General features: G+C 72.3%; 13 protein-coding genes. 6 read left to right on the top strand and 7 right to left on the bottom strand.

Annotated features, from left to right (window positions below):
• Positions 1-98: 98 nt before the first annotated feature.
• Positions 99-1,592: an FUSC family protein gene (locus OG448_RS27585; protein WP_405557746.1), complete on the bottom strand. Its 1,494-nt coding sequence runs from the start codon at positions 1,590-1,592 to the stop codon at positions 99-101.
• Between the two features lie 261 nt (positions 1,593-1,853).
• On the opposite strand from OG448_RS27585, the gene OG448_RS27580 reads away from it, so the two are divergent.
• Positions 1,854-2,333, top strand: coding sequence for an Lrp/AsnC family transcriptional regulator (locus OG448_RS27580; RefSeq protein WP_030803612.1), 480 nt, complete (start codon positions 1,854-1,856; stop codon positions 2,331-2,333).
• Positions 2,334-2,394: 61 nt separating this feature from the next.
• Entirely contained in the window at positions 2,395-3,885 is a 1,491-nt protein-coding gene (locus tag OG448_RS27575) for an MFS transporter (protein ID WP_405557744.1), read from the top strand.
• 9 nt (positions 3,886-3,894) lie between these two features.
• On the opposite strand, the gene OG448_RS27570 is transcribed toward OG448_RS27575, so the two are convergent.
• A complete protein-coding gene (locus tag OG448_RS27570; RefSeq protein WP_405557742.1) occupies positions 3,895-4,641 on the bottom strand; it encodes a LysR family substrate-binding domain-containing protein in 747 nt (248 codons plus the stop codon).
• Between the two features lie 58 nt (positions 4,642-4,699).
• Between OG448_RS27570 and OG448_RS27565 the strand changes: the two genes are divergently transcribed.
• The 4 genes from OG448_RS27565 (at position 4,700) to OG448_RS27550 (ending at position 8,107) form a co-directional block, all read left to right on the top strand.
• Entirely contained in the window at positions 4,700-5,092 is a 393-nt protein-coding gene (locus tag OG448_RS27565; protein WP_405557740.1) for a DUF5997 family protein, read from the top strand.
• A gap of 101 nt (positions 5,093-5,193) precedes the next feature.
• The gene (locus OG448_RS27560) at positions 5,194-5,934 is read left to right on the top strand and encodes a class I SAM-dependent methyltransferase (RefSeq protein WP_405557738.1); all 741 of its coding nucleotides are present in this window, start codon (positions 5,194-5,196) and stop codon (positions 5,932-5,934) included.
• Positions 5,935-5,987: 53 nt separating this feature from the next.
• A complete protein-coding gene (locus tag OG448_RS27555) occupies positions 5,988-6,797 on the top strand; it encodes a M15 family metallopeptidase (RefSeq protein WP_405557736.1) in 810 nt (269 codons plus the stop codon).
• A 104-nt stretch (positions 6,798-6,901) separates the two neighbouring features.
• Positions 6,902-8,107: a metallophosphoesterase gene (locus OG448_RS27550; protein WP_405557734.1), complete on the top strand. Its 1,206-nt coding sequence runs from the start codon at positions 6,902-6,904 to the stop codon at positions 8,105-8,107.
• 11 nt (positions 8,108-8,118) lie between these two features.
• Here the strand turns inward: OG448_RS27550 and OG448_RS27545 are convergent, their stop codons facing one another.
• The 5 genes from OG448_RS27545 to OG448_RS27525 form a co-directional block, all read right to left on the bottom strand.
• Positions 8,119-10,356, bottom strand: coding sequence for a serine/threonine-protein kinase (locus tag OG448_RS27545; RefSeq protein WP_405558999.1), 2,238 nt, complete (start codon positions 10,354-10,356; stop codon positions 8,119-8,121).
• 208 nt (positions 10,357-10,564) lie between these two features.
• Positions 10,565-11,044: a hypothetical protein gene (locus OG448_RS27540; RefSeq protein WP_405557732.1), complete on the bottom strand. Its 480-nt coding sequence runs from the start codon at positions 11,042-11,044 to the stop codon at positions 10,565-10,567.
• Complete coding sequence (locus tag OG448_RS27535; RefSeq protein WP_030803588.1) at positions 11,028-11,519, bottom strand: RNA polymerase sigma factor; 492 nt, start codon at positions 11,517-11,519, stop codon at positions 11,028-11,030. Before OG448_RS27535 ends, OG448_RS27540 begins: the two co-directional genes overlap by 17 nt.
• Positions 11,520-11,653: 134 nt before the next feature.
• Positions 11,654-12,274 carry a class F sortase gene (locus OG448_RS27530; RefSeq protein ID WP_405557730.1) on the bottom strand — a complete coding sequence of 207 codons (621 nt, stop codon included), beginning with the start codon at positions 12,272-12,274 and terminating at the stop codon, positions 11,654-11,656.
• Positions 12,271-12,669: a sortase-dependent protein gene (locus OG448_RS27525; RefSeq protein WP_405557728.1), complete on the bottom strand. Its 399-nt coding sequence runs from the start codon at positions 12,667-12,669 to the stop codon at positions 12,271-12,273. Before OG448_RS27525 ends, OG448_RS27530 begins: the two co-directional genes overlap by 4 nt.
• Positions 12,670-12,789: the final 120 nt, after the last annotated feature.

Raw genomic sequence — 12,789 nt, 5'->3', positions numbered from 1 at the left:
CGGCGAACCATCCCGGTCGGAGCACTAGGGGCGCGGGAACCTGCGCGACCAGCCACAACGCCCCGGCACCCGCACGCCCGGCACAGGCACCCGCACCCTCAAGCCCCCACCAGCCGAGACGCCCCCGCCGCCTCCCGAAGAGGCTCCGCCAGATCGGCCAAGGCGTGCTCAAGTCCATGCAGATGGACCAGCGCCGGCTCCACCGGCGCCTCACCGGGCCGGTGCAAAGGCTCGGAGCCACCCTCGGTGAGCGCCTCCACAGCCGCCTCCACCCGCCAGCAGGCAGCCGCCAGCCGAGCGTCATGGGACGCCTCAGGGTCACCCGCGACAGCCACCAACCCCCGAACCTCCCGCGCACACTCGTCCAAAAGAACCAGCACCCGCCGCGCCCTCCCCTTACGCCCCACCAAGGGATTCAACGGATGCACCAACGGTGCGACGGACATCCGCACCCGCCCGAGCAACTGCTCCAGCTCAGCCACCCGCGGCGCGGGATCAGCCGTAGCGGACCCCGCAAGCCGCGCCGCGGCCTCGGCGGTACACACGTGCACACACCGCAAGGCCCGCTGAATCCACGCATCGGTGGTGACATGCGTAGTCACCGGCAGCACAACAAGCACGGCCAGCATCGCCCCCACCGCCCCGACCGCCGTCTCGGCCACCCGCAGCGCGAGCAACGCCGGCGTGAGCACACCGAGCAGCCCGTAGAGCACCTCGGCCAGCAGCGTCACCCAGAGCATCATCCAGGTGTAGGAAACGGCAGCCGAGTAGAAGATCCCGAACACCGCGACCGCGACCAGCACCACGGACGGCACAACAGCCCCATCCACCGGCAACACCACCAGCAGCCCCAGCCCGATCCCCAGCACCGTCCCGAGAACGCGCCGGAACCCCCGTACCAGCGTCTCCCCGCGCGAGGCGGTGTTGACGAAGACCCACCAGGTCGCCCCGACGGCCCAGTACCAGCGCTGCCCGGACAGCACCTGCCCAAGGACCAGCGCGAACCCGGCACCCGCGACCGCCTGCGCGGCCTGCCGGGTGGTCACGCGGGCCAGCCCGGTGCCGCCCGGAGGGACGGGCACCGCAGGCACCGGGAGCCGACGCTCGTAGCACCAGACCCCGAAGCGCACCGCGGCAGCGCTGAGCACGGACAGCAGGACGGCGGCGTACAGCTCGGGCAGTTGCACCGGGGTGACGTGCAGGAACTGTCCGACGAAGAACATCATGAAGGCGAACACACCGAGGCTGTGCCCGCGCGGCCCCCACCGGCGCGCGTACACCCCCGCACCGACGACCGCGAGGAACGTCAGGTCACGCGCGACCGGATAGGCGTGCAGCTCGGCGGCGACCGCCAGCACCAGCACGCCGACGCCGGGGAGAAGCGCCGTGGTGACGGCCTGCCCGCGCACGGTGGCGTCGGCGACGGTGAACAGGGCGAGCAGCGCGGCGAGCCCGCCGGCGACCATGCCGGTCAGCGACTGCCCCGCGAGCCCGCACACCACGACGGCAAGCCCGATACCGAGCACGGCCCGCGCGGCGAAGCGCAGCCGCACCCGCCCCGGGTCCGGCGCCATGAACACCTTCTTCAGCACTGCTCGTCCGCCCCCTAGTGGCCGTTCGCACGAAAAAGGCGCCGCGGAATCCGCAGCGCCATCGACCCCCCTATGACAGCACCTCAGGTCCGTTTGGCTCAACTGCCTCCCTTTTCACTGAGCCATTGGCCCACAAGAGCTGCACTCCGGCAGGGGCCCCACGGACCAACGGACCAGGTCGCGCGGCATGCGCCCACCAGGAGACACTGAGCCATTGGTACAGTCACCGCTGGTCGACGACCGTGAGGAGGCCGGAACGCGATGGCCGTGGACGAGCTGGACACCCGCATCCTGCGCCTGCTGCTGGAGCAGCCGCGCACCAGCGTGCGCGAGTACGCCCGCCTCCTCGGCATCGCGCGGGGCACCCTCCAGGCGCGGCTCGACCGGATGGAGCGGGACGGTGTGATCACCGGCACGGGCCCCTCCCTCTCTCCCGCCGCGCTCGGCCACCCCGTGCTGGCGTTCGTGCACATCGAGGTCACGCAGGGCCACATGGACGATGTCGGGGAGGCGCTGGCGGCCGTTCCGGAGATCGTCGAGGCGTTCTCGACCACCGGCGGCGGGGACCTGCTGGCGCGGGTGGTGGGCCGGGACAACGCCCATCTGGAGGACGTGATCCAGAAGCTGATCAGCGTGCCCGGCGTGGTGCGCACCCGGACCGAGGTGGCGCTGCGGGAGCGGGTGCCGTACCGGCTGCTACCCCTGGTGGAGTCGGTGGGCCGGTCGGCGGCGAAGCCCTGACCGCCCGCGCGGGCCCGATTCCCGTGGTGCGGAGGTAAAGGTCACTGCATAGCGTGACCCCATGACTACAGTCCAGACCCGCCCTGCCGCCGCCGGAGACCGACGGCGGTGGCAGGCGCTCGCGGTCTGTCTCGTGGCGGGCTTCATGACGCTGCTCGACAGCTCGATCGTGAACGTCGCCCTGCCCTCGATGGAACGCGGGCTCGGCGCCGACGCGGCCGACGTGTCCTGGGTGTTGTCGGGCTACGCGCTCACCTTCGGCCTCGCCCTCGTCCCGGCGGGCCGGCTCGGCGACGTGCGGGGGCGGCGGGCGGCGTTCCTGTTCGGGCTCGCGCTGTTCACGGTCGCCTCGGTGGCGTGCGGGCTGGCGCCGAGTTCGGGCTGGCTGGTGGTGTTCCGGCTGGTGCAGGGCGCGGCCTCGGGCATCGTCGCACCGCAGACGACCGGGCTGATCCAGCAGATGTTCCAGGGCGCCGAGCGGGCGCGCGCGTTCGGCATGCTGGGCAGCGTGGTCGGGATCTCCACGGCGGTCGGACCGCCGGCGGGCGGCCTGCTGATCCAGGCGTTCGGCGTCGACGACGGCTGGCGCTGGGTGTTCTACGTCAACCTGCCGATCGGCGTGGCCTTGTTCTGCGCGGCGCTGCGGCTGCTGCCGCGTACCCCGGTGGCGGAGAAGCGGCGCGAGGGCGCGGACCTGACGGGCGTGCTGCTGCTCGGCGCGGGCATGCTGGCGCTGATGCTGCCGCTGGTGCAGGAGCAGCAGTGGGCGGGCCGGACGAAGTGGGCCCTGATGCCGGTGGCGGCGCTGCTGCTGGCCGCGTTCTGGCGGTGGGAGCGGCGTCAGGGCAGGCGCGGACACGATCCGCTGATCGACCTGGAGCTGTTCTCCCTGCGCTCCTTCACCCTGGGCGTGCTGCTGAACCTGGTGTACTTCGGCGGCTTCACCACGGTGTTCTTCGTGTACACGCTGTACTTGCAGAACGGCCTCGGCTACGGCGCGCTCGCGGCGGGGCTGGCCTCGCTGCCGTTCGCCATCGGTTCGGCGGCCGGGGCGGCGCTGGGCGGCAAGCTGGTGGTACGGCACGGCCGCAAGGTGGTGGTCGTCGGGCTGGTCGGGGTGGCGGTGGGCCTGCTCGCCGTGATCGGCGCCGTACAACTCGTCCAGGGGCCCGGCGCGGCGTGGGCGGCGGCGCTGCCGCTGCTGCTCGCGGGCGTGGGCTCCGGGGTGACGATCTCTCCCAACACCACGCTGACCCTCACCCGCGTCCCCGTACGCCGGGCCGGGGCGGCGGGCGGCATCCTCGTGACGGCCCAGCGCATCGGGTCGGCGGCCGGGATCGCGGCCGTGGGCGCGGTGTACTTCGCCCACCTGGCCAACCACGGGACCTCCACCCGGGCGCTGCAACTGGGCCTGCTCACGGCGGTCGGGATCATCCTGGTCGCGCTGGTGCTGGCCATCGCCGACCTGTGGGAACGGCAGGCGCACCCGGAGCCGCCGATGGGCGACGGCCCGGCACCGGAGCCTGCGGAGCGCACGCCGTCGAAGGCGTGAGCGCCCGGCTCAGGACTTGCGGCGCGGCTTCCCCGGACGGCCGCCGGAGCGCCCGCGCACGGGCCGCCCGGTGGGCTTGCCGCTCTTCTGCCGGGCGGCGCCCTGCGCGGGCTTCTTCTTCTGCTGCTTGGGCTCCGGGGGCGTCGCGCGGCCCCGGGTGCTGTTGACGGTGCGGCCCCGGACGATGCCGATGAAGTCCTCCACCCGGTCGGTGGTGGCCTCCTCCGGCCAGGCGAGGGCGACCTGGGACTGCGGGGCGTCGACGACCGTGCGGTAGGTGAGGTCCTTGCGGTGGTAGAGGCGCGCCAGGGACTGCGGGACGACCAGCAGGCCGACGTTGGCCGCGACCAGTTCCAGGGCGTCCGGGGTGGTGGCGGGCCGCTCGAAGCCGGGCTCACCGGGCGGCGCGTCCCAGTCGAAGACGTCGTCCAGCGGGTGGAAGAGCACCTCGTCGGCGAGGTCGGCGAGCGTGACCTCCTCGGCCGCGGTGATCACGTGGTCCTTGGGGACGACGACCACCGTGTCCTCGGTGTACAGGGGGATCGCGCTGAAGAAGTCGCGGTCGACGGGAAGCCGTACGAAGCCCGCGTCCGCCTCCCCCGCGCGCAGCAGGGCGTCCGCCTCGGCGGCGGGGACCTGGGTGAGGACGAGGGGGGTGCCGGGCAGGCGCTCGTTCCAGATCCGCACCCATTTGGCGGGCGTCACTCCGGGGACGTACGCGAGCCGGAACGACGGTGATTCTTCCGAGCCTGTCACCAGGCCAGGCTACCGGCCGTGGTCGGCTGCCACGCACACGGCCGATACCCTTGACCTCATGAGTTCGCAGCAGAGCCCCCAGATGATGAAGCCCGCCACCGCGGCGAAGAAGCTGGGTGTGTACCTCCCCGCCACCCCCGCCGCCTTCCAGGAGGGTGTGGTCTCGCGCGCCGAGCTGAACGAGCTCCAGACGAACCCGCCCGAGTGGCTGCGCGAGCTGCGCCAGAACGGCCCCCACCCGCGTCCGGTGGTCGCGGCCCGCCTCGGCATCTCCATCACGGGCCTGGCCCGCGGCGGCGTCACCGAGCCCCTGACCACCGCGCAGATCGAGGCCCTCCGCGAGGAGAGCCCCGAATGGCTGGAGAAGGAGCGCGCCACCCAGGCCGAGGTCCGCAAGGAGACCGCGCGCATCAAGAAGCTGCACGAGGAGAAGGAAGCCAAGGAGAGCTGACGCTCCGCGAGCAGGTACTGACAACGCGGCCGCGCCCTGGGTGCGGCCGCGTTGGTAATTGCGTCGACAACCCCCCGCCGCTCCCGGCAAAGTGACCGCCCGTGACGAGCAGCGAGCTGTGGGACCGTGCCAGTGCCGAGCGCTACGACGCCGAGGAGACGGAGATGTCCTCGCTGGCGGTGCTCGGTCCGACCCTGGATTTCCTCGCCGACCTTGCCGGTCAGGGGCGGGCGTTGGAGTTCGCCGTGGGTACCGGGCGGGTGGCGGTGCCGTTGCGGGAGCGTGGGGTGCCGGTGGCGGGGATCGAGTTCTCCGAGCACATGGCGGCGGTGCTGCGCCGGAAGGTGGACGAGGAGACGCTGCCGGTCACGCTGGGGGACATGGCCACGACGGTGGTACCGGGCGAGTTCAGCCTGGTCTACCTCGTCTACAACACGATCTCGAACCTGCTCACGCAGGACGAGCAGGTGGAGTGCTTCCGTAACGCCGCCCGGCATCTGGCGCCCGGGGGCCGCTTCGTCATCGAGCTGGGTGTGCCTCCGCTGCGGCTGTTGCCGCCCACACAGGTGGCGGTGCCGTTCGATGTGTCGGCGCACCATATCGGCTTCGACACCTTCGACCTGGTGGAGCAGATCCTGGTCTCGCACCACCTCACGAAGGACGGCGAGGACGGCCGGTACCGCCGTTCCGCCTCCCGCCACCGCTACGCCTGGCCGGCGGAGCTGGACCTGATGGCCCGCATCGCCGGCCTGGGCCTGGAGCGACGGGTGGCGGACTGGACCGGGGCCCCCTTCACGGACGCCTCGACCAACCACATCTCGGTCTGGCGGAAGCCGCTCTGAGCGGGCGCGGGCCACTTCCCCACCATGGTCCACACCTGATAGACGCAGGAGGCATGACACGACTCTCCAGCGCCGCACGCGGTGTCATCACCGCCGTAGCCGCCCTGCTCACCCTCATCGCCGCCTCCGCCACGGCCCGCGCCACGCCGGAACCGAAGGCGCCGAAGGACTTCGTGGCCCTGAGCACGGTGGACCCGACGATCATCCAGGAGATGCGCTACTTCACTCCGCACAACTTCGTCGGCGAGCGCATCGACGGCTACCGGCAGCCGATCTGCATCCTCACCCGCCCCGCCGCCGAGGCCCTGCACCAGGCGCAGCGCCAACTCCTGCGCCGCGGTTACAGCTTGAAGGTGTACGACTGTTACCGGCCGCAGCGCGCCGTCGACCACTTCGTCCGCTGGGCCGAGGACCTGGACGACGAGACCATGAAGGGCGAGTTCTACCCGAACGTCGACAAGACCCGGCTCTTCGCCGACGGCTACATCGCGGCGAAGTCCGGCCACAGCCGGGGCTCGACGACGGACCTGACGATCGTCCGGCTCCCGGCGCGGCCGACCCGCCCGTACACCCCCGGCCGCCCCCTGGTCCCCTGTTACGCCCCCAAGCAGCAGCGCTTCCCCGACAACTCCCTGGACATGGGCACCGGCTTCGACTGCTTCGACCCGCTCGCCCACACCCTGGACCCGCGCATCCAGGGCCAACAGCGGGCCAACCGGCTGCTGTTGAAGAACCTCCTCGAGAAGCTCGGCTTCGTGAACCTGGCCGAGGAGTGGTGGCACTACACGTACAAGCCGGAGCCGTACCCGAACACGTACTTCGACTTCCCGGTGGCCTGGAAGTCGCTGCCGGCCAAGCGCTGATTCACCTGTGGCCGCCTGGGACGGACCGGCCGAGCCCCGGAGGGCGGCCCGTTTCGCGGCGGCGGACAATGGGCTCCACGGGGAGACTCCAGCAAAGGGGAAGCGTGACCGAGACCAGCAGCACCCCATCCACCGCCAGTGACGCGCAAGAGGCGCCGCGCAGCCGACTGCAACGCCTGATGCGCTACCTCCCCCTGGTCGCCCCCGTCCTGTTGTGGGCCGTGCCGTGCGGGGTGCTCCTGTACACCGGCCAGCACTGGCCGCTCCCCGTGACCCTGGCCGGTACCGCGCTGTTCGTCCTCGGCCTGATCGGCATGCCGCTGGCGATGGCACGCGGCCACGGGCGGCGCCAGCAGGACTGGGCGGCGATCGTCGGGGACTCACTGCTGGGCAGCGTCTGGGTGCTGTTCACCTGGTCCGTTCTGCTGGGGGTCCTGCTGCGGCTCGCCCTGACCGTGGCCGGCGTGGGCGACGGACAGGACCGGGCGCGCATCGTCACCTGGGCCGTCCTCGGGGTGACCGCCGTGCTGCTCGCCTGGGGGTACGCCGAGGCCCGGCGTGTGCCGCGTGTGCGCCGGCTCGACGTGGAACTGCCGCGCCTGGGAGCCGGGTTGGACGGCACCCGGGTCGTCCTGATCACCGACACCCACTACGGCCCGCTCGACCGCGCCCGCTGGTCGGAACGGGTCTGCGAGACGGTGAACACCCTGGAAGCGGACCTGGTCTGCCACACCGGCGACATCGCGGACGGCACGGCCGACCGCCGCCGCGCCCAGGCCGCCCCGCTGGGCACCGTCGAGGCGACCCGGGCCCGTGTCTACGTCACCGGCAACCACGAGTACTACAGCGAGGCCCAGGGCTGGGTCGACCTGATGGACAAGCTGGGCTGGGAGCCGCTGCGCAACCGCCATGTGCTGCTGGACCGCGGCGGTGACACCCTCGTGGTGGCGGGCGTGGACGACGTCACCGCCGAGTCCTCCGGCCTGGCGGGCCACGGCGCGAACCTCGCCGAAGCCCTGAACGGCGCCGACCCCGACCTCCCCGTCCTGCTCCTCGCCCACCAGCCCAAGTTCATCGGCCGCGCGGCGGCCCACGGCATCGACCTCCAGCTCTCCGGCCACACCCACGGCGGCCAGATCTGGCCCTTCCACTACCTGGTCCGCCTCGACCAGCCCGCCCTCGCCGGCCTTACCCACCACGGCCCCCGCACCCTCCTCTACACGAGCCGCGGCACGGGCTTCTGGGGTCCGCCGTTCCGCGTCTTCGCCCCCAGCGAGATCACGCTGCTCGTACTCCGCTCGGCGTCGTAGGGCGGCGTGGGTCAGCCCGTTTTCGGCGGGTGCTGCGTGTCGAAGGCGAAGAGCGTGTTGTTCGCCGCGGCCACGATCACCGCACGTCCCGCGACGACGACGCGGGGACTTGCCCCCTGCTCGCCGGTCAGACCATCGGCCTGCGGCCCCGTCATCCACAGGGGTGTTCCGTCGTGCGGCGACAGGGCGACGACCCGGCCGGTGGCCGAGCTGAAGTACAGCGCTCCGTCTCCCGCCACGGGACCCGAAGCGCCCTCCACATCGGCCTGGCGTGACCACCTGCTCCGGCCGGTCGAGGGGTCGATGGCCGTGACCAGACCGGTCTGGCCGCTCACATAGACGGTGCCGTCCACCATGCCTGGTGTCCCCGCGTACGTCTTGGCCAGTCGGGAGTAAGTGACCTTCCGCGATGCCGGGTCGACCCGCATCACCCCGTCGTACCCCTCCGACGCGACTCCCTCCAGATGCTCCCGAAGAAGTACTAGCCTGCCGCCCGCGACGCCCAGCGGCACGGCGGGTCCCTCGACCGCGATGGGCGCGCCGAGTCTCCCCGAGGTCCGGTCGACCTCGTACAGGGTGGGGTGGCGCACCGCTACGGCAGCCACCTCATCGTCCGTCGCGCACATCGCCAGGAGCCGGGGGCCAGCCGGGACGGGAGCGCACTGCGCACCCGCGGGGAACGACGTCGCCCAGCGGATCGCGCCGCTGTGCGCGTCCCGGGCCTCCAGGCGGGAGTTGGAACCGTCGACCATCACGACGGCGGAGCCGACCACGACGGCGTCCTGAGTCCGGCCCGTGACGGCCTGCGACTGCGCGCCGGACGGTGCGGACCACAGCTCCCGGCCCGTCTTGGCGTCGACGGCCACCACCTCCGTGAGAGGGGCCTTCGGGTCCTCCTGGGCGGCGATGCGGTAACCGAGCACCGTGTCGTCGGTCGCGCCCACCAGGTGCATGCCCTGGGCGGGGACACCCGGGCTCTTCACGGCCCACACCCGTGAGCCGTCGTCAGCCCGCAGACGGGCCGCTACGACACCGCCGCCCCCGCAGTACACCGCGTCGCCGCGCGCGACGCAGCGCAGTTCGTCCGGGATGTCCTCGCGGCCACCCAGCACGACCTTGTGCCAGGGCTTGAAGCCGTCCGGAAGGGCGGCTCCCGACACCGCGACACTCTTGCCCTGGTCGCCGTCGCCCCCGGAGCGGACCGCGTTCAGCGCGGCGACCGCCCCGCCGATCGCCGCCACCGCGACGGCGACCGCGAGCGCGGGCCGCCATCGGTGGCGCAAGCTGCGACCGCTGAGAGTGCCGCCGCTCCCCGCGCCGGGACCGGCCGGTTCGGCGGTCCGGGCAGCCGGCGGCACAGTGACCGGCGTCGCGGAGTGATGCTGGGTGATCATGTCACCCGGCCGGCCCGCGCCGAGTCCGTCCGACTCGGTTCCGCCGAGGTCGACCGGCAGGTTCCGCAGCAGCACCAGGAGTTCGTCCGACGAAGGGCGCTCCCTCGGCTCTTTGTCCAGGCACGGCTCGACGACCACACGCAGCGCCTCCGGCACGGCCCCGAGCGACGGCTCCTCGTGCACCACTTGATACGCCATCAGGTAGGGGCTGTCGGCCCCGAAGGGCCCGCGGCCCGTCGCCGCGTACACCAGCAGGGTGCCCAGCGAGAAGACGTCCGACCGTGGCCCCACGTCGCGCGGCGACTGCAACTGCTCCGGCGACATGAAGGGCGGCGTACCGATGATCCGCCCCGTCATCGTCAGCGTCTCCTGGCCCACGGCACGCGAGATGCCGAAGTCGATGACGCGGGGACCCTCGGGCGAGAGGACGACGTTCGAGGGCTTCAGGTCACGGTGGACGACACCGGCCCGGTGGATGTCGCGCAGCGCCTCCGCCAGCCCGATGGCGAGGTTCCTCAGCTTCGCCCCGCTCAGCGGGCCCTCCGCGGCGCAGTGCTGGGCGAGCGTGCGCCCTTCGATGTAGGCCGTCGCCATCCATGGCTGCTCGGCCTCGGGATCGGCGTCGACGACGGCGGCGGTGAAGGCGCCGCTCACCCGCCGCGCCGCCGCCACCTCCTGCCGGAAACGGATACGGAACTCGTCGTCCTCCGCGAAGTGACGGTGGATCAGCTTGACGGCGACAGGCCGCCCCGAAGCGGTACGGGCCAGGAAGACCGTGCCCATGCCGCCCGAGCCGAGCCGCGCCTCCAGTGGATAACCGCCGATCTCGGCCGGATCACCTTCGCGCAGCGACATCACTCCCGGCTTCTCGCTTTCCACGTGCACCTCTGCCACCACGGACCTGCTCACCTGTCCCGCACAAGCTAACCGCAAGGCGGTTCGGCACAGCGACACGGGTGACCGACAGCGAGCCGGGCCGTCCTGCCGAAAGTGATCCCTCCCGGAGAAAAGCTCAGCCGCACCTGACGGTAGGGGTTGTCCACCCCGCAGTGGAGGTCGCGGCTCAGGAGCGCGTCGGGTCCGTCGACGGCGCCGCCGTGCGCGAGCGCGGGGTGGGGAGCAACGGCCGGTGCTCCGTAGGGGTGGCCGAGGGAACGGCTGACGGCGAGGCGGTGGCTGCCGGCTGGGTCGGCGTACTGGTCGAGGAGCGGGCGTCGGGGCGTGGGGAGAGATTCACGGGATCGGACTCGGCCGGGGTCGGCTGGGCCGTCGGGCTGCTCGCGGGGGGCGGGGCGAGGGGCACCGTACGTGGGTCAGGGTCCTGAACTGCGCCGCGCAGGAAGGGTACGGCGAGGAGGGCGGCGACCGCGCAGGTCGCGCTGGTTACGAGAGCGGTGCGCACGATACGGCGACGGGCCGCGCCACGGCGGATCTCCTCGTACCGGCCGGGCGGAGGTGCGAGGTGTTCGGACGGGGGCCGCAGGATGACAGCGAGGGGGTCGTCGGGTCCGAAGTCCGGATCGTCGTCACTGTATGTGATCAAGGCTTCTCCTCAAGTGGGCGCGGAGCAGTTCGCGGGCCGCGTGCAGGTCGGCCTTGACGGTTCCCTCCTTGCGCCCGGTCAGCACGGCCACCTCCCGGATCGGCAAGTCAGCGTAGTAGTGCAGGAGGGTCGGTATGCGCAATCGTTCGGGGAGCGCCTGGACGAGCAGGCGGACCGACGGATCGTTCTGCTCGGCGGGCGGGAGAACGGACGCCTCAACGGTGGCGCGGCGCATGGCCCTGCGTTCGCGCTCCAGACGGCGCCAGTGGTCGCGGACGATGTTGGCGGCCGTGACGTAGAGGAAGCCCCGGGGCTCCGACACTGACGTCCAGCGGGCCCAGAGGCGGGTGAACGCCTCCGAGGCGATCTCGTGGGCGGTCTCGTCGTCGTCAACCAGACGGCGGCACCAGCCGGCCAGGCGCGGGTAGAGAATGGCGAACAGCTCTGCTGCCGCCTTCTCACGGGACCGTTTCAACACTCTCCATGGGGGGGTGGGGTATGCCTGGCGCCCAGGTGCGCGGGGCAACCCGTGGGGAAGACCCCGGACCGACGCCGTGCGCTCCACGGCGTACGTTCCGTCGGCCCGGGATCGGGGCGGGCGGCGCCCGGTCAGTGACGCGTGGTGTGCGACGCGGCGAAGACGATCACGTTGTCGAGATAGCCGTCGCCGGTGCGGGGGCCGCCGCAGGTGATGAGTCGCAACTCCGGCCGGTCGACGTCGCCGTACACCGCCTCCGTAGGGAACTCGGCCTTGGCGACGGTCCGTACGGAGGTGACGGTGAACTGGGCCGAGGTGCCGTTCTCCAGGCGCACGCTGATCTCGTCGCCCCGGCGCAGCCGGTCGAGCCGACGAAAGACGCCGTCCCCGTAGGGGCCGACCGTGACGTGACCGAGGATCACCGACGGGCCCGTCTGCCCCGGCCTCGGGGAGTTCTGGTACCAGCCCGCCTGGTCGTGCGCGGTGATCGGGGGGACCTGCACGCCGCCGTCCTGTGCCAGCCCGAGCCGCATGACCGGGGTGTCGACACCGATCCCGGGAATCCGCAGGCGCACCGGGACCGAACGGCTTCGCGCGGCCGACGCGTTCGACAGGTCGGCGGAGGGCCGGGGGGTCACGTGCGTGCCACCGGGGCGAGCGGCAGATGCCCCGTCACCGCCGTGCTCGGCGCAGCTCGCGAGCAGCAGGGCCGCCGCCGCGGTGACGAACACGCGCCTGGAGAGGTGGGTCATACCCCGCTCGCCCGTCGGCGGCGCACGAGGATGAACGCCGCGCCGCCCACTGCGAGCGCGCCGGCGGAACTGCCGCCGATCAGCATGCCGTCGGAGCCGGAGCTGTCAGAGCCGGTGGGCACGCCGGTGTTGGGCGCGCCACTCGGTACGACGCCGACCTGGCCCCGTCCTTCGCTCGGCGCGACGGACGGCACGGGGGTGGCCGCCCGGCTCGGCACCCGGGTGGGGACCGCACTCGGCTCCGCACTGGCCGGCGCGCTCGGCCGGGCCGACGGTGCGGAGGCGGCGGGACGGGGGCTCGGGGACGAGTTCGCCCCGCCGGCGAACGCGGGCACCGTGCTCGCCAGCACGGCGACGCACGCGGCTGCCGTGGCACTGAGGACTGTTAGGCGCATGTATCGCTCTCTTTCGTCGGCCGGCCCGGCGGGTGGCCGGGCCGGCTGCGTGACGGAACGAGCGGAGAGACGAGACAGGCTCGGCAGAGGTTGTAAAGGATCGGCAAAGTCGTGCGAGGT

The sequence above is a fragment of the Streptomyces sp. NBC_01171 genome (genome assembly GCF_045039805.1).
Taxonomy (GTDB): Bacteria; Actinomycetota; Actinomycetes; order Streptomycetales; family Streptomycetaceae; genus Streptomyces.
The sequence above is the reverse complement of the archived record's forward strand: the minus strand, read 5'-3'. Positions and strand labels throughout refer to the sequence as shown.